This window comes from Actinomadura luzonensis (assembly GCF_022664455.2).
GTDB classification, from domain to species: domain Bacteria; phylum Actinomycetota; class Actinomycetes; order Streptosporangiales; family Streptosporangiaceae; genus Nonomuraea; species Nonomuraea luzonensis.
The window spans coordinates 1,327,651-1,343,309 of sequence record NZ_JAKRKC020000002.1; the positions used below are offsets into that span (position 1 = coordinate 1,327,651).

18 protein-coding genes are annotated in these 15,659 nt (G+C 73.9%); 4 read left to right on the plus strand and 14 right to left on the minus strand.

Annotated elements, in window-relative coordinates; genetic code table 11:
• Positions 1 to 2: 2 nt before the first annotated feature.
• From MF672_RS36390 to MF672_RS36400, 3 genes are read right to left on the minus strand one after another with little or no spacing between them, the layout of a single operon-like run.
• A complete protein-coding gene (locus tag MF672_RS36390) occupies positions 3 to 1,163 on the minus strand; it encodes a hypothetical protein (RefSeq protein ID WP_242375058.1) in 1,161 nt (386 codons plus the stop codon).
• A complete protein-coding gene (locus MF672_RS36395) occupies positions 1,160 to 1,936 on the minus strand; it encodes a hypothetical protein (protein ID WP_242375057.1) in 777 nt (258 codons plus the stop codon). Before MF672_RS36395 ends, MF672_RS36390 begins: the two co-directional genes overlap by 4 nt.
• A gap of 59 nt (positions 1,937 to 1,995) precedes the next feature.
• The gene (locus tag MF672_RS36400) at positions 1,996 to 2,697 is read right to left on the minus strand and encodes a class I SAM-dependent methyltransferase (protein ID WP_242375056.1); all 702 of its coding nucleotides are present in this window, start codon (positions 2,695 to 2,697) and stop codon (positions 1,996 to 1,998) included.
• 134 nt (positions 2,698 to 2,831) lie between these two features.
• Between MF672_RS36400 and MF672_RS36405 the strand changes: the two genes are divergently transcribed.
• Both MF672_RS36405 and MF672_RS36410 read left to right on the plus strand, forming a co-directional pair.
• The gene (locus MF672_RS36405) at positions 2,832 to 3,194 is read left to right on the plus strand and encodes a hypothetical protein (RefSeq protein WP_247815602.1); all 363 of its coding nucleotides are present in this window, start codon (positions 2,832 to 2,834) and stop codon (positions 3,192 to 3,194) included.
• 79 nt (positions 3,195 to 3,273) lie between these two features.
• Positions 3,274 to 3,888, plus strand: coding sequence for a TetR family transcriptional regulator (locus MF672_RS36410; RefSeq protein WP_242375054.1), 615 nt, complete (start codon positions 3,274 to 3,276; stop codon positions 3,886 to 3,888).
• Here MF672_RS36410 and MF672_RS36415 read toward each other — a convergent pair.
• The 5 genes from MF672_RS36415 to MF672_RS36435 all read right to left on the minus strand — a co-directional run bounded on the left by MF672_RS36415 (position 3,842) and on the right by MF672_RS36435 (position 8,470).
• Positions 3,842 to 4,672: an ABC transporter permease gene (locus MF672_RS36415; RefSeq protein ID WP_242375053.1), complete on the minus strand. Its 831-nt coding sequence runs from the start codon at positions 4,670 to 4,672 to the stop codon at positions 3,842 to 3,844. The two genes, MF672_RS36410 and MF672_RS36415, sit on opposite strands and share 47 nt — an antisense overlap.
• Positions 4,669 to 5,388, minus strand: a complete 720-nt coding sequence (locus tag MF672_RS36420) for an ABC transporter ATP-binding protein (RefSeq protein WP_242375052.1) — start codon at positions 5,386 to 5,388, stop codon at positions 4,669 to 4,671. The genes MF672_RS36415 and MF672_RS36420 overlap by 4 nt, the downstream gene beginning before the upstream one ends.
• A gap of 69 nt (positions 5,389 to 5,457) precedes the next feature.
• A complete protein-coding gene (locus tag MF672_RS36425) occupies positions 5,458 to 6,447 on the minus strand; it encodes a phosphotransferase family protein (protein WP_242375051.1) in 990 nt (329 codons plus the stop codon).
• A complete protein-coding gene (locus MF672_RS36430) occupies positions 6,444 to 7,634 on the minus strand; it encodes an acyl-CoA dehydrogenase family protein (RefSeq protein ID WP_242375050.1) in 1,191 nt (396 codons plus the stop codon). Before MF672_RS36430 ends, MF672_RS36425 begins: the two co-directional genes overlap by 4 nt.
• Positions 7,635 to 7,687: 53 nt before the next feature.
• Complete coding sequence (locus MF672_RS36435; protein ID WP_242375049.1) at positions 7,688 to 8,470, minus strand: CPBP family intramembrane glutamic endopeptidase; 783 nt, start codon at positions 8,468 to 8,470, stop codon at positions 7,688 to 7,690.
• 80 nt (positions 8,471 to 8,550) lie between these two features.
• Here MF672_RS36435 and MF672_RS36440 point away from each other — a divergent pair, with 80 nt between their 5' ends.
• Positions 8,551 to 8,931: a DUF6285 domain-containing protein gene (locus tag MF672_RS36440; RefSeq protein WP_242375048.1), complete on the plus strand. Its 381-nt coding sequence runs from the start codon at positions 8,551 to 8,553 to the stop codon at positions 8,929 to 8,931.
• Between the two features lie 4 nt (positions 8,932 to 8,935).
• On the opposite strand, the gene mctP is transcribed toward MF672_RS36440, so the two are convergent.
• The 4 genes from mctP to MF672_RS36460 all read right to left on the minus strand — a co-directional run bounded on the left by mctP (position 8,936) and on the right by MF672_RS36460 (position 12,168).
• Positions 8,936 to 10,546 (minus strand): monocarboxylate uptake permease MctP, encoded by a 1,611-nt coding sequence (mctP, locus tag MF672_RS36445; RefSeq protein WP_302893335.1) that lies wholly within the window; start codon positions 10,544 to 10,546, stop codon positions 8,936 to 8,938.
• Entirely contained in the window at positions 10,543 to 10,752 is a 210-nt protein-coding gene (locus MF672_RS36450; RefSeq protein ID WP_020539859.1) for a DUF3311 domain-containing protein, read from the minus strand. The genes mctP and MF672_RS36450 overlap by 4 nt, the downstream gene beginning before the upstream one ends.
• A 238-nt stretch (positions 10,753 to 10,990) precedes the next feature.
• Positions 10,991 to 11,620, minus strand: coding sequence for a carboxymuconolactone decarboxylase family protein (locus MF672_RS36455; protein ID WP_242375047.1), 630 nt, complete (start codon positions 11,618 to 11,620; stop codon positions 10,991 to 10,993).
• Positions 11,620 to 12,168 (minus strand): VOC family protein, encoded by a 549-nt coding sequence (locus MF672_RS36460; protein WP_242375046.1) that lies wholly within the window; start codon positions 12,166 to 12,168, stop codon positions 11,620 to 11,622. Before MF672_RS36460 ends, MF672_RS36455 begins: the two co-directional genes overlap by 1 nt.
• Positions 12,169 to 12,246: 78 nt before the next feature.
• On the opposite strand from MF672_RS36460, the gene MF672_RS36465 reads away from it, so the two are divergent.
• Positions 12,247 to 13,137 (plus strand): SDR family oxidoreductase, encoded by an 891-nt coding sequence (locus tag MF672_RS36465; RefSeq protein ID WP_242375045.1) that lies wholly within the window; start codon positions 12,247 to 12,249, stop codon positions 13,135 to 13,137.
• On the opposite strand, the gene MF672_RS36470 is transcribed toward MF672_RS36465, so the two are convergent.
• Positions 13,128 to 14,090, minus strand: a complete 963-nt coding sequence (locus tag MF672_RS36470) for a helix-turn-helix transcriptional regulator (RefSeq protein WP_242375044.1) — start codon at positions 14,088 to 14,090, stop codon at positions 13,128 to 13,130. The two genes, MF672_RS36465 and MF672_RS36470, sit on opposite strands and share 10 nt — an antisense overlap.
• Positions 14,072 to 15,649 carry a CocE/NonD family hydrolase gene (locus tag MF672_RS36475; RefSeq protein WP_242375043.1) on the minus strand — a complete coding sequence of 526 codons (1,578 nt, stop codon included), beginning with the start codon at positions 15,647 to 15,649 and terminating at the stop codon, positions 14,072 to 14,074. The genes MF672_RS36470 and MF672_RS36475 overlap by 19 nt, the downstream gene beginning before the upstream one ends.
• Between the last annotated feature and the right edge of the window lie 10 nt (positions 15,650 to 15,659).

A 15,659-nucleotide genomic window follows, 5' to 3' on the forward strand; every position in this document is an offset into this window, starting at 1 on the left:
GGTCACACACTCCCGAGGCACTCCCTGCGCAGGCGTTCGGCGCTGCGCAGCAGCCGCGCGATCTCCTCCTGGCCCTCGGCCGGGTCGCGGGTGCCGTCGGCGAGGCCCAGGGCCTCGGCCACCGACGCCACGCCGCCGAGCTCGTCGCGGACCTGGCGGCCCAGCAGGTCGGAGGCGCCCTCCTGGCGGGCCTCGTCGCGGCAGAACAGGCACAGGTCGCAGGTGGACAGGCACTCGGGCGCGTAGCGGGCGGTGGTGCGGCGCAGCGCGTCGGCCAGCTCGGCGACCGGGCGGGTGGGGCGGCCGTCCTCGCCGGGACGCAGGTCGAAGGTGAGGTCGTCGGGCAGGCCGTCGAGCAGCCGGTCCAGGGCCGTCATGCGGGCGAGCTGGCGGCGCAGCACCGCGAGCTGGCGGCGCACGTCCACGAGGGTCGCGACCGGCCGGTTGGCGAAGTTCTCCGGGCAGACCAGGACCACCTCGTGGGAGACCCGCAGCGGGTCGTGGCCCAGCTCCTCCAGCAGGGAGCGCAGCGCGAGCACGTACACCGCGGCCTGCCGGGCCGCGCCCGCCACCGCCGACGGCTCGGCCTGCCCGTCGATCACCGCGAACGACTTGATCTCCACGACGTGGAAGCGCCCGCCGAGCTGGAAGGCCACCACGTCGGGCTCCAGGTAGGCGGCGTGCCCGGCGATGCTCAGCGACAGCAGCGGATGGTCGTAGAGCGTGCCGGCGTCGTGCTCGCCGCGCGCCGCCCGGTCGATCAGCGCCCGGGTGTGCGCGTGGCGCAGGTGGGCGCCGGCGCGCGCGTCGGCGTCCGCGCCGACGTTCGCCACGTCGTGGTAGGCGACCTCGGCGACCGGCAGCTCCAGCAGCTCGCGGAGCATCCGCAGCAGCTCGGCGCAGCCGTCGGCCTTGACCAGCGCCTCGAACGCGTTGCCCCGGGTGATCGCGAACGGCGACTGCCCGAACGGGGCGGGGAAGCCGAGGTGGCGGGCGGCGGCGTCCTTGTCGAGCCCGGCGCCGTCCATGAGGGCGCGGCGGGCGCAGCCCGGGTTGGCGGCCAGGGCCGCGATGGCGCGGGCGTCGTGCGGCCGCGGCGGCGTCGTGCCGCGCAGCGCCTCCAGCCGGTGCGCGGGATCGCCCTCGCGCTTCAAGCCGCTCACGTGACGTACTCCTTCTTGATCGTGCTCAGCGTAGCGGCGCCGAACAGGCGGGCCACGTCATCGAGCTGCCGGGCGGCGCGCCGCGCCAGCTCGGCGCGGTCACGGGTGTCGCGCTCGGCGTGCACGGCCAGCTCGGCGCGGGCCGCCGCGACCACCCGCTCGGGGTCGGGCGGGACGAGGGAGCCGCCGGTCGCGCCGGGGATGTTCCTGGCCATGCGGAGGAGTAACCGGGCCGCCCGCGGGTCCGCGCACTCCCGCCCGGCCACGGCGATGGCGCAGGTCAGGAAGTCGACACGGGGGCTGAGCGGCCCGACCACGCGCCGCTCCAGCGGCCAGGTGCTCAGCGTGAGCAGGCCGCGGGCGGCCGAGAGGCGGTCGGTCAGCGCGGCGCACAGGTAGTACGGCCGCCCGTACGGCGAGGAGCGGAACGAGCGCTCCTCGTCCCGGCGCAGGCTGGTGAGCTGGGCGCTGCGGATCGTGCCGCCGAGGAACGCCTCGCTGACCGCCACCACCAGCCGGGGCTGGGCGGCGGCCCCGAGCAGCCGGAGCCCCTGGTGCACCTGCTCGCGGACGGTGACCAGCGGGGGCGCCTGCGCCGCGGCCCGCTCCTCCGGCTGCTCGCCGCCGACCAGGGCGTCCCAGGCCCGCTCGGCGGCGCGCAGCTCGGCGCGCAGCCCGCGGGCGGCGGCGCCGTCCCTGGCGCGCACGGCCCTGCGCACCCCGGCCCGCAGCTCGGCGATCCGCCGCTCGAGATCGTCCAGCCGGTCACTCATGGCCGCGAGCGTACCAACAGTCCCAGCATTTTCCAGTAATTTCGCGGCGTTTCCGAAATCTACCTTGTAAAGGGGCGAGCCGCGACCCAGGTGCGGTCCTCGGTGAGGAACAGGTCCAGCCGCAGCCCGGCGGCCGCGAGGTCGGCGGCGAGGGCGTCGTCGGTGAGCCGCCTGGAGGAGAACGACTGACTCCACACGCGCGTCCCGCCCTCGCCCTCGCTCTCGTACGTGTACCGCATGGTCGCCTCGAACACCCCGGGCGAGACCTCCTCGACCGCCGCCATCGTGATCGTCACGTCGCCCTCGGCCCGCCCCTGGCCCACGTGCCAGCGGTCGTGCGCCTCGGCCGGCATCCACTGCAGCAGCACGGAGCCGCCCGGCGCCACGTGCCGGGCGCAGGTGTCGAGCAGCGCCCGCCGGACCGCGTCGTCCACGGTGTTGACCAGCTGCGAGGCCATGACGACGGTGTCGAAGCGCCGCTCCAGCCGTAGCCCCTCCACGCGGGCGAGCACCGTCTCGGCGCCGCGCACGTACGCCAGCATCTCGGGGGACTCGTCCACGGCCACCACCCGGAAGCCGCGCTCGACGAGCGGATGCGTCACCCGGCCCACGCCCGCGCCGAGCTCCAGCACGGTGCCGCCGGGCGGGGTGACCTGGGCGATGATGTCGGGCTCGGCGCGGGCGCCGAGGTGCCGGTAGAACTCGACCGGGGATCCGTCGCGGGTGATGGGCCCTGGGCCCGTACCGGTGTTGTCCATCATGATCCGACGCTAACCCACGGCCGGGCGAATCCCTACAGACCGCCCCAACCTGCGCGAACGCCCGCTGTCCTGCTCCGGTCAAGCGCGCGTAAGGAAGCGGTCAGGCGGGGAGACTGGGCCGTGTGAGCCGTGGCATGCGTCATCTGCTGGGCGCCGCCGCCGGGCTGGCGGCGCTCGTCCCCGTCTACTACCTCACCGAGGCGGGCGCGCGCGCCCTGCGGGAGGGCACGGCCGCGGCCGGCCCGTCGCCCGCCGGCCTCGGCTGCCTCATGGCGGTCGCGGCCCTCGTCGCGCTGCTGGCCGCCTGGCCCGCCGCGGCCCTGGCCTGCGGCCTGCCGCTGGCGGCGGCGGCGCGCTGTTCGCGCTCGACGCCGCCGACGCGGTCGCCGCCGCGGCCACCCTGCCCTATGCTGCCTCCGGCGGGCTGCCCTGGTCGCGGCCGGGCGCCGCGCCGTGGGCCGAGCTGGCCGAGCCGCCCGGCACGCTCGCCGGCCTGACCGGCCTGTACGCGCTCATCGGCGTCGTCCTGGTGCTCTCGGCGCTGCTGCCGCGCGGCCGGCGATCTATCCTGGGGCGGTGAGCGGACGCGACCCCGACCGGCGCAGGGCGCTGCTCGACGCCGCCGACCGGGTGATCGCCGCCGAGGGCCCCGACGTGTCAATGGCCGCCATCGCGGCCGCCGCCGGCGTCACCAAGCCCATCCTCTACCGCCACTTCGGCGACCGAAGCGGCCTGTACGAGGCCATCGCCGACCGCCACGTGCGCACGGTGATCGCGCAGCTCCGCCTGCGCTTCGCCGAGCCGGGCGCCGGCCTGCGCGCCCGCGCCAGGGCCACCGTCTCGGCCTACCTCGACCTCGTCTCCGCCAACCTCAACCTCTACCGCTTCCTGTTCCACCGGGCCGGCGCCGAGGACGCCCGCACCCGCTCCCGCACCGCCTCGCTGGTGCGCAGCCTCGGCGAGGAGCTGGGCGGCGTGCTGGCCGCCGAGGGCCTGGCCGGCGACCCGGTGCGGGCGCAGGTGCTGGGGCAGGCGTTCGTCGGCATGGTGCGCACCACCGGCGACTGGTGGCTGGAGCATCCCGAGGTCGACCGCGAGCAGGTGGTGGAGGGGCTGGTGGAGGTGATCACGGCCGCGCTGGAGGTCACTCCCCGAAACGCGACAGCTTCCCGCGCCGGCGGGCGTGCGTGAGCGCCCAGGCGAACAGCCCCAGCGTCGCCGCCAGGTAGAGCACGTCGAGCCCGGCCGCCCAGGCCAGCCGGTCCCACGGCACCGCGCCGCCGTTCATGACAGCGCGCATGCCCTCGAACACGTGCGAGGCGGGCAGGAACCACGACACCGCCCGCAACGGCGCGGGCAGCACCGCCACCGGGTAGAAGATCCCGGCCAGCGGCTGCACCATGAACACCAGCGACCAGGCGATGACCTGCGCGTTCTCGCCGAAGCGGAGCACCGCCGCGATGCCGACCAGCCCGAGCGACCAGCCGAGCACGAGCAGCACCGCCATGAACGGCACCAGGCCGGGCCCCATGCTCGTCACGCCGAAGCCGTACAGGCCGAGCGCGAGCGCCGCCATGACGGCCAGCGCCACCACCACCTTGCCCAGCGAGAACAGCACCAGCCCCGCCAGGTACTCGGCGCTGGACAGCGGGCTGACCTGCACGTTGAGCAGGTTGCGCGACCAGATGTCCTCCAGGAAGGCGATCGAGATCTCGTTGCTGGCCTTCTGCAGCACCTGCCACAGCAGCACCGCCCCCAGCAGGAACGACACCGCGAACGGCACCCGCTGCGCCTGCAGGAACACCGTCATGAACCCCCACAGCACCAGCTCCACGGTGGGCCAGAAGAGGATCTCGAACATCCGCACGGGGCTGCGCCGCAGCGCCGCGAAGTCGCGCCGCACCACGCCGAGCACGCGGGTGCGCCGGGCCGCGAGGCTCAGCGGCGGCAGGGTCAGGGGGGAGGTGAGGGTCATCCGCGGGCCACCTTCAAGAACACCTCTTCCAGGTCCTCGGCCCCGTAGTGGCCGGCCAGCTCGGCCGCGGTGCCGGTGGCGACGATCACGCCGTCGGCCATGAAGTGCACGCGGTCGCACATGCGTTCGACCTCGCGCATGTTGTGCGAGGTGACGAGCATGGCGCTGCCGTTCTCGGCGGCCACGCGGGTCAGCAGGCCGCGCACGCGGTCGCCGGCGTCGGGGTCGAGGTGCGCCGTCGGCTCGTCGAGCACCAGCAGCCGGGGCGCGTTGAGCAGCGCCTTGGCCAGCTGCACGCGGGTGCGCTGGCCCGACGACAGCGCCATGACCTGCCGTTTGACGAGCGGGCCCAGCTCGAACAGCTCGACCATCTCGGCGACCCGCTCGCGCGGGCGGCGCAGGGCGTACAGGCGGGCGAAGGCGTCGAGCACCTCGCGCACCCGCAGCACGCCGGGCAGGTCGACGTAGCCGGCCGCGAAGTTGAGCAGGCTCAGCGCCTCGGTGCGGTGCCGGGCCAGCTCCAGGCCGAACAGCTCGACCCGGCCGGCGTCCGGCGTGATGAGGCCCAGCAGCATGTGCAGGGTGGTCGACTTGCCGGCGCCGTTGGGGCCGAGCAGCCCGACGACCTCGCCCTCGCCGACGGTGAGGCTCAGGTCGCGGACGGCCGTGACGGGCCCGAACCGCTTGACCAGATGGGACGCCCGCAGGATGGACACCGCTCAAGCGTGCGGCCCGCGCCGGGGCCCCGGCAACGCATTTTCCGGCCGCCCGCGGTCAGGCCGCCGTCACGGGGCGTCCCGGAGCATGCGGAGCAGGTCCCACTCGGTCTCGCATACGCGCCGCCCGATCGCCGCCAGCTCCACCGAGCGGGCCCCGCCGCGCAGGTGCCGCATCGTCTGCATGACGCAGATGACGCCCCACTTGAGCACGCCGAACGTCTCCCACCAGCGCAGCGCGCCGCGGTCCACCTTGGTGCCGCCCGCCTCCTCGTAGGCGTTGATCAGCTCGTCGTAGCCGCCGAACCCGCCGACGGGCAGCGGCGAGCCGAACCGCCACGCCTTCGCGCACAACCACCCCAGGTCCTCCAGGGGGTCGCCGGCGTGCGCCAGCTCCCAGTCCAGCACCGCCCGCACGCCCTCCGGGCCGACGATGAGGTTGCCGTTGCGGAAGTCGCCGTGCACCACCGCCGGCCGACCGGGCGCGGGCGGCCGGGACCCGGCCAGCCGGCGCAGCGCCAGCTCGAACACCGGGTGCGGCTCGCCGAGCAGGTCGAGCACGTCGCGCCAGCGCCGCAGCGGGTCCTCGGCGGCGCCGGCGGCGGCCTCGGGCGGCAGGGCGGCGAGCGGCATGCGGTGGATCGCGGCCAGCGCCCGGCCGCACTGCGCGGCCAGCAGGGGACGGGCGGCGGCGTAGGCGTCGTCGCGCAGGATCTTGCGCGGGATGGTCTCGCCGGCCACCCGCTCCATGAGAACGAAGGGCACGTCTCCGCCGGGCGTGTCGTCGGCCGCGACGACGCGCGGGACCGGCACCCCGGCCTCGGCCGCCGCGCGCATGAGCCGCGCCTCGGCGGCCAGTGTGGCACCCGCCTCGCCGGCGCCGCCGGGGGAGTCCAGCCGCAGCACCAGCTCGTGCCGCCGGCCGCCGGGCGTGACGACGTCCAGCGCCCACGTCTCCCGTGACGCGCCGCCGGGCAGCCGCACCCGGTGGGGGAGCGCCGCCTCCGGCCCGAACACCTCTGCCACGATCCCGGCGACGTCGTCGTCCGCGCCGCTCATCGCAGCCCGAACTCCCAGTTGCCGCCCGCCGCGTACGCGCCGAGGACGCGCCGGCCCACCGAGTCGACGTGCACCTCGTCGGGGTCGTCGTGGATGCGCCCGGCGCGGGCGTGCCGGTACATGCGGTCTAGCGGCGTGTCCGGCGTCAGCCCGGCCGCGCCGTGCACCTGGATCGCCCGGTCGATGACGTTGTGCAGCATCCGCGCCCCGACGACCTTGATCACGCCGATCTCGACGCGCGCGTCGGAGCCGGCGTCGATGGCCTCGGCGGCGTTGAGCGTGAGCAGCCGGGCGGCCTGGATCTCGGCGAAGGAGTCGAACACGTGCTGGCGCATGAGCTGCTTGCCGGCCAGGGGCTCGCCGAAGGCGGTGCGCTCGTGCAGCCGCCGGCACATCAGGTCGAAGGCCCGCTGCGCCTGCCCGAGCCAGCGCATGCAGTGGAAGACGCGGCCGGGGCCGAGCCGCTTCTGCGCGATGACGAACCCGCGCCCGCGCTCGCCCAGCAGGTTGGCGGCGGGCACCCGGACGTCGTCGTAGCGGACCTCGCAGTGCGCCCCGTCCAGCCCGAGCACGGGCGTCTCGCGCACGATCCGGTACCCGGGCGTGCCGGTCGGCACCAGGATCATGGAGAAGGCCAGGTGCGGCGGCGCGTCGGGCTCGGTGCGGCACATCACGGTCGTGTACGCGGCCCGCGACGCCCCGGTGGTGAACCACTTGTGCCCGTTGATCACCCATTCGTCGCCGTCGAGCACGGCGGAGGTGCGGATCTGGGTGGGGTCGGAGCTGGAGACGTCCGGCTCGGTCATCGCGAAGCTCGGCGAGATGTCGCCCCGCACCAGCGGCTCCAGGTAGCGCTCGCGCTGCTCGGGCGAGGCGTGCTCGTGCAGCATGAGGGAGTCCTGGAGGGTGTAGGTGCCGAGCGCGAGCTGGCCGAACTCGCTGCGTCCCTGCACCTCGTTGACGTAGACGTAGTCGAGGAACGGCAGCCCGCCCCCGCCCAGCTCGCGCGGGTGGCCGAGGGCCCACAGGCCCTCCTTCTTCGCCTCGGCGCGCAGCTCCTGCAGGGCGGCCGCCGCGGCGGGGCCGCCCTCGTGCAGCACCGATTCGGCGGGCTCGACCCGCTCGGTCATGAACGCGTGGACGGCGTCGCGGATCGGCCGGACGCCGGCGGGCACGGCGAAGCTCATGCAAGGATCTCAGCCGAGAATCGTTGCCGGGTCAACGGGTTACCGAATCCCGTTCAGGGCAGCCAGCTCACCCGGCCGCGCAGGAACGCGTACCCGACGAAGGCCACCGCGTCGATCAGCGTGTGCGCCACGACGAGCGGCGCGGTCCGCCCCCACCGCTGGTAGGCCCGCCCGAACACGACGCCCATCACCACGTTCCCGGCGAACCCGCCGAAGCCCTGATACAGGTGGTACGACCCCCGCAGCAGCGACGACACGACCACCGCCCGCCACGGCGACCAGCCGGCCTGCCCCAGCCGGTGCAGCAGGTACCCGGCGACCAGCACCTCCTCCAGCACCCCGTTCTGCGCCGCGGCCAGCAGCAGCACCGGCACCTGCCACCAGACCTCGGGCAGCGCGCCGGGCACGACGGTGAGGTTGACGCCGGAGGCCCACACCGCCAGGTAGAACGCGAGCCCGCTGCCGCCGATCAGGGCCGCGAGCAGCACGCCGCGCAGCAGGTCCCGGCGGGGCTCGCGCAGGTCGGCGCCGATCGTGCGCAGCGACTCCCCGGAGCGCGCCAGCAGGTAGGCCACCAGCCCGACCGGCGCGACCGCCACCGCGATCTGGGAGAGCTGCAGCGACAGGTCCAGCCACGGCCGCCCCGGCGCCATGGAGCCGACCAGCACCGCGTGCTGGCTCTTCAGCTCCTTCGGCGCGGTGAGCGCCCCGATCAGCCGGATGAGCGCGATCAGGCCGCTCGCGCCGAGCGAGACCGACATCACGACGAAGATCTCGGCGCCGATGAGCCGGCGCGAGAGCGCGGGCACGGCGGCGGGCGGCGACTCAGTGCTCATGAGCGCAGATTAGCCGCACCCATGGTCGGAACCGGATAAAGGGCCCGGACGGCGGAGCCGGCGTGTGCTAGAGAGGAGCCATGACGCAGACCGGCCCGCACGACGTCCCGACCGCCGCGCAGCTCGTGGCCGCGGTGCGCGACTTCCTCCGCTCGGACGTGCTGCCGGCCGTCGAGGGCCGCACGCGCTTCCACACCCGGGTCGCGATCAACGTGCTCGGCATGGTGGAGCGGGAGATCGAGCTGGGCCCCGCCCAGGCGGCCGAGCACGCCGCCCGCCTGGCCGCCCTGGGCGTGCGCGACGACGCCGAGCTGGCCGCCGCCGTCCGCGACGGCGGCCTGCCCGACGACCTGCCCGGCGACCTGCCCGACGACCAGGCGCTGGTCGCCGCCCTGGAGCAGGCGGTGCGGGCGAAGCTGGCGGTCGCCAACCCCGCCTACCTGCGTTCCGAGGACGGCTGAGCGGTCAGTGCGAGGCGCTGAGGTCGAGGTCCTTGACCCGCGGGTCGCCCTCGTCCACGAAGTAGTGCTCGCGCTTGGTCACGTCCGCCCCGTCGGCGACCTTGAACGCCCGGAACGCCAGCGTGCCGAGCGCCGCCACCACCAGGTTGACGATCAGCGCCAGGAACCCGGCGTAGATCGTCATCTTGGTGTCGAACCCGAGGTTGGCCAGGCCGAACGCCGAGCCGCCGAAGTGCGCCTTGCCGTTGGCCGGGTTCGGGATGAGGTAGAGCATCCACATGCCGGCGGCGAGGCCGGCCGCCCAGCCCGCGAGCAGGCCGCCCTTGTGGAACCAGCGCGTGTAGAGGCCGAGCGCGACCGCCGGCAGCGTCTGCAGGATGATCACGCCGCCGATGAGCTGGAGGTCGATCGAGAACTGCGGGTCCAGCAGCAGGATGCACAGCACCGCGCCCACCTTGACCAGCAGCGACGTGATCTTGGAGACCTTGGCCTCCTGGGCGTCGGTGGCGTGCTTGTTCAGGTACTCGCGGTAGATGTTGCGGGTGAACAGGTTGGCCGCCGCGATCGACATGATGGCGGCCGGGACGAGCGCGCCGATGCCGATGGCCGCGTAGGCGACGCCGGTGAACCAGTCGGGGAAGAGCTGGTCGAACAGCATCGGCACGATCGTGTTGGTGTCGGCCTTGCCGTTGGCGCCGACGACCGGCTTGGTGCCGGCCGCGATCGCCATGAAGCCGAGCAGCGCGATCAGGCCGAGCACGAGGCTGTAGGCGGGCAGGGCCGACATGTTCCGCTTGATGACGTTGCGGTTCTTGGAGGCCAGCACGCCGGTGAGGCTGTGCGGGTAGAGGAACAGCGCCAGCGCCGAGCCGAAGGCCAGCGTCACGTACTGGAGCTGGTTGGTGGAGGTCAGCGTGATGCCGTCGGCCGGGTTGGGCGTGGCGGCGAACTTCTTCGCGGCCGCGTCGAAGATGGTGCCCCAGCCGCCCAGCTTGGCCGGGATGTAGAGGACGGCGACCAGGATCACGATGTAGATGAGCGCGTCCTTGACGAACGCGATCAGCGCGGGCGCGCGCAGCCCCGACTGGTAGGTGTAGGCCGCCAGGATCGCGAAGGCGATGATGATCGGCAGGTGGCCGGTGATCCCCATCGACTTCAGCACGGCCTCGATGCCGACGAGCTGGAGCGCGATGTACGGCATCGTGGCCACCAGGCCGGTGATCGCGATGGCGAGGGCCAGCGTCGGCGAGCCGAACCTGGCCCGCACGAAGTCGGCCGGCGTCACGAAGCCGTGCACGTGCGAGACCGACCACATCCGGGTCAGCACCAGGAACACCAGCGGGTAGACCACCACGGTGTAGGGCAGCGCGTAGAAGCCGAGCGCGCCCGCCCCGAACACCAGCGCCGGCACCGCGACGAAGGTGTAGGCGGTGTAGAGGTCGCCGCCCACCAGGAACCAGGTGATCCAGGAGCCGAAGTTGCGCCCGCCGAGACCCCACTCGTGCAGGCTTTCGATGGACTCCGGCCGGCGCCAGCGGGCCGCGACGAAGCCCATGGCGCTCACGACGAGGAACAGGACGACGAAGACGACCAGCTCGGTCGTGTGCCCGCTCACTTGGTCATCCTGTAGACGATCGTGGTGCACGTGACGCCGACCGCGATGAAGGCGATCTGCAGCCAGTAGAACAGCGGGAAGCCGAGCAGGCGCGGCTCGTCCGCGTTGAACAGGAAGGTCAGCAGCGGCAGCACGATCGGCAGGACCAGCAGCCAGTTCCAGGGGCTGCGGTCGGTGCGTGGCTGTCCGGGTTCCCCGGTAGTCATCGGCCCTCCGATGGCGAAGGTCAGGGGCCGGCGATGACCGCCCCTGACAGGTAGCGTCAACGGAGGGACATTAGCTTTACGGCGGTATTAAACCCAATGTCGGAGACATTACGGTTTGGCCTAAATGTCGGGACGTTGTCTCAACATCCGGGACGAACGCCGGTGAAGCCGCAGGTCCTGGCCTCGCACTCTAGTTACCGGCGGGTCGCGTGCCTCCCGGTGATCGGCGAATGGTCGGTTACTCGCGCCGAACGGTCAGCTCGTCGGCGATGTCCCGGGTGCCGTAGCCCTCGGGAGCGGGCACCTCGGCGACCGGGTCCGGCCGGTCGTCGAACTCCAGGCGCAGCGCCCGCGCCATCGTGGCGTGCATCTCGTACATGCACGTCACGTACGTCAGCTCCAGGATCTGCTCGTCCGGCAGGTGCCGCTGGAGCACGGCGAACACCTCGTCCGGCACCCGGCCGCCGTCCAGCACCAGCGCGTCGGCGTAGGCCAGCACCGCCCGCTCCAGCTCGCCGAACAGGTCGCTCACCGGCCAGCAGGAGACGGCCGCCACCTTCTCCTCCGGCACGCCGAGCGCCCTGAGCTGCTTGCAGTGCTGGGAGTAGACGAACCGGCTCTGCCGCGCCCACCCGGCCCGCACCTGGCCCAGCTCGCGCAGCACCGGGTCCAGCGCCGACTCCCGGTAGAGCTGGAAGCCCTTGACGCAGTGCCGGAAGATGCGCGGCTCCAGCGCGAAGACCTCCCACCAGTCGCCCGGCGAGCCCGTCGCGGTGCCCTCCCGGCCCGGGGCGAACAGCCGGTCGTGGAAGAACGTGACCACCGGGTCGGTCATCTCCTCGCGCGGCACCCGGCGCAGGCGCGGCATCAGACGGTCCGATCGGCGGCCGTCTTCGGCTCGTGGCGCACGTCGCCGGGCCGGCCCACCTCGCGAGTCCAGGCGGCGAACTCGACCAGCACGCCGTCGGGGTCCTTGAAGTAGATCGAGCGGACGAACACCCCGTCGTGCATCTCGGGCGCCACGCCGAACTCGCTGTCGTCGTGGTTGAGCAGCACGCCGACGTCGATGCCCTTGGCGACGAGCCGGTCGCGGTACTCCTCGATCCGCTCCGGCGGCACGTCGAAGGCGATGTGGTTCATGGAGCCGACGGCCGACAGCAGCTCGCCCCGGTCGGGCAGGTTGCGCGGCGCGGACACGCCGGGCACGCCCTCGGGCGCGTCGGGGAACCAGAAGAAGGCCAGGGCGTTCCCGCCGCCGCAGTCGAAGAAGAAGTGCTGGCCCCAGCCCATCGGCAGCTCGATGGTCTTGATCAGCGGCATGCCCAGCACGCCGGAGTAGAAGTCGACCGTCTGCTTCATGTCCGAGCAGACCAGCGCGACGTGGTTGACGCCGCGGAGCTCGAATTCGCTGTTCATGGTAACTCCGTACTTATCACAGGGGCGCGGCATAAAACATGACATGAGGTGTCCTCTTTCGCGGCCAGCATCGTCGTCATGATTGCTTTGGTTGCGGGAGCGACCCGCGGGACGGGACGGGGCATCGCGGTGGCCCTGGGCGAGATCGGCGCGACCGTCTACTGCACCGGCCGCAGCACCCGGGAGCGGCGCTCGGAGATCGACCGGCCGGAGACCATCGAGGAGACCGCCGAGCTGGTGACGGCGGCCGGCGGCACCGGCATCCCGGTCCGCGCCGACCACCTCGAACCCGGCGAGGTGGCCGCGCTCGCCGAGCGCGTGGACCGCGAGCAGGGCCGGCTCGACGTGCTGGTCAACGACGTGTGGGGGAGCGACCACCTGTGGTCGTGGGACACCCCGGTCTGGAAGCACGACCTGGACAAGGGGCTGCGGCTGCTGCGCCTCGCGGTCGACACCCACATCATCACCAGCAGGTTCCTGCTGCCGCTGCTCATCAGGAACGAGGGCGGGCTGGCCGTCGAGGTCACCGACGGCACCTGGGAGTTCAACCAGACCCGCTACCGGGAGAACGTCTACTACGACCTGGCCAAGATGTCGGTGAACCGGCTCGCGTTCGCCTGGTCGAAGGAGCTGCGCCCGCACGGCGGCACGGCGGTGGCGATCACGCCGGGCTTCCTGCGCTCGGAGGCCATGCTGGACGGCTTCGGCGTCACCGAGGACACCTGGCGCGAGGCCAAGGCCGACCCCGCCTGGCTGGTGTCGGAGACGCCCGCCTACGCGGGCCGGGCCGTCGCCGCGCTCGCCGCCGACCCGGACCGGAGCCGCTGGTCGGGCCGGTCGCTGACGAGCGGCGAGCTGGCCGAGGCGTACGGCTTCACCGACGTGGACGGCAGCCGCCCCCAGGTGTGGCGCTTCATCACCGAGGTCGTCGAGACGGGAGGGGAGGGCGACCCGGCGGCCTACCGCTGACCCTCGTACGGGGCGGCGTACAGGGCGGCGGTGCGGGCGGCGGCCGCGGCGACCATCGCCCGCAGCTCCGGCGGCTCCAGCACCTCCGCCTCCGGCCCGAACCGCAGCACCTGGGAGAAGGCCACCTCCAGCGACTCGACCGCGAGGCGCACCGTCCCGTCCGGCCGCAGCGAGGCGAGCGCGCCGGCCAGCGCGGCCGGGTCGGCGACGTGCCGCAGCAGGCGCCGGCCGCGCTCGCTGAGCCGCAGCGTGATCTCCTCGCGCAGCAGCGAGCGGCTGAACTCGGCCGACTGCGCCGCCCAGAACCCGGCCAGGTCGAAGCCGGGGTCGCGCTCGAAGGTCTCGGGCAGCACGTCCACCTCGCCGAACCGGTGCACCCGGAAGATCAGGAACCGGCCGCCGAGCCGCGCCGCCAGGTACCAGGCGCCGGCCTTGAGTACCAGCCCGTACGGCTCCAGCGCGCGCGGCCGGTCCTTGTACACGGCCCGCACCCGCCGGTCGTTCCACACCGCCCTGGCCAGCGGCGCGAGGGCGGCCGGCGGCGGGTCGCCGACGGCGAACCAGCCGGGCGCGTCCAGGTGGAAGCGTTGCGCGGCGGTCGCCGGGGCGTCGCGCAGCCCGGGGGACAGGGCGGCCGCGGCCTTCAGCCGGGCCGTGGCCGCGACGTCCTGCAGGCCCATCTCGCGCAGCGCGGCCGGCACGCCGGACAGGAACAGCGCCTCGGCCTCGGCCCGGTCCAGGCCGGTCAGCCGGGTGCGGTAGCCGTCCAGCAGCCGGTAGCCGCCGCCGCGCCCCCGGTCGGCGTAGACCGGCACGCCGGCCTCGGCCAGCGCGAGCACGTCGCGGTGCACGGTGCGCTCGGAGACCTCCAGCTCCTTGGCCAGCTCGGCCGCCGTCATCCCGCCCCGGCCCTGCAGCAGCAGGACCAGCGACATCAGCCGCGCGGCGCGCACAGCGGCAGCACCACGGCCGACGGCAGCCCGGGGGAGTGGAACACCTCGACCTCGGCGGGCACCATCGGCCCGCCGTGCGCGAGGGGATGACCGGTGCCCGGGTTGCGGGCGATCGTCGGGTACGCCCCGGCCGCCACGTGCACCCGGACCCGGTGGCCGCGCCGGAAGCGGTGCGCCATCGGCCACAGGTCCACCTGGACCCGCCGCACGCCCTCCGGCGCCGGACCGAGCCGGCGCACGCCCTCGCACACGTTCAGCGAGCGCCCGTCCGGCGCCACGTCGCAGACCCGCACCACGACGTCAACGTACGGCGTGCTGGAGCGCACGAACAAATCGGCGCGCACGGGGCCGATCATCTCCACGCCCGCCTCCAGCGCGGGCGAGCTGTAGACCAGCACGTCGCGGCGCTCCTCCAGCCTGCGCTGGTCGCGCGGCCGGGAGTCGCCGAGCAGCGTCGGGCCGCCGATCACCGGCGTCGGGCGGGCCGGGTCGTAGCGGAAGCGGTCGGGGCCGGACTCCAGCGGGCCGTCCACGCCGAGCCCGAAGCCGTGCTGCAGGTGCCAGCGCTGCTCGCGCACGCCCGGCACCGGCCAGTCGGGGTAGTCGCGCCACTCCTCCGCCCCCGTCACGTACACGCGCACCGGGTCCGGCCGCAGCCGCGACGGGTCGCCCATGAGGTGCGCGCGGAACCAGGCCGACGCCTCGGCCATGGTGGGGCGGGCGTGCCGGGCGTCGATGTGGTACCAGGGGCCGATCGTCAGGTGCGGGCGGCGGCCCGCCCGGCGCATCGCCGCGTAGTCCTGGAGCTGCCACGGCAGGAACACGTCGTACCAGCCGCCCAGCATGGTGACGGCCGCGTCCACCTCGCCCACCTTCGGCGAGAAGTCCCGCTTGTCCCAGTACGGCACCGCCGGGTCGGCGTGGTGCGTCACCAGGTCCCGGAAGAACGGCAGCGGCCGGCCCGCCGACAGCAGGTCCAGCTCGTGCACCGGCCGCCCCGACAGCACCGCCCGGCGGGTCAGGCGCGGCGCGGTCAGCACCGCCGCCCCGCCGAAGCGGCGCGACATGCCATCGGTCAGCGTCGTCCAGCTCAGCGCCGACTCCAGCGCGAACGCGCCGCCCACGTAGGCGGCGTCGCGGAACTGGGAGGCGGTGATCTGGGTCGCCATGGCCTTCAGGTCCGGCCCGGCGTAGGGGGCGACGGCCCACTGCGTGTAGCCGAGGTAGGAGGGGCCGAACATGGCGAACGAGCCGCCGTACCAGGGCTGCGCGCGCAGCCAGGCGACGGTGGCCAGGCCGTCCTCGTGCTCGTCGCCGAGCGGGTCCAGGGTGCCGCCGGAGCCGAAGCCGCCCCGGCAGCTCTGGATGACGACGTGGAAGCCCTGCCGGGCGAACCCCCGGCCGTACAGCAGCCCGAACAGGCCGCGCCGCCCGTACGGGGAGCGGATCAGGACGACGGGCGCCCGCCGCGCCCCCGCCGGGGCGTAGTGGTCGGCCAGCAGCCGCACTCCGTCGGGCATCGGCACCGGGAGGTCGCGCTGGAGCCGGACACGTCTCATGTACCTACCA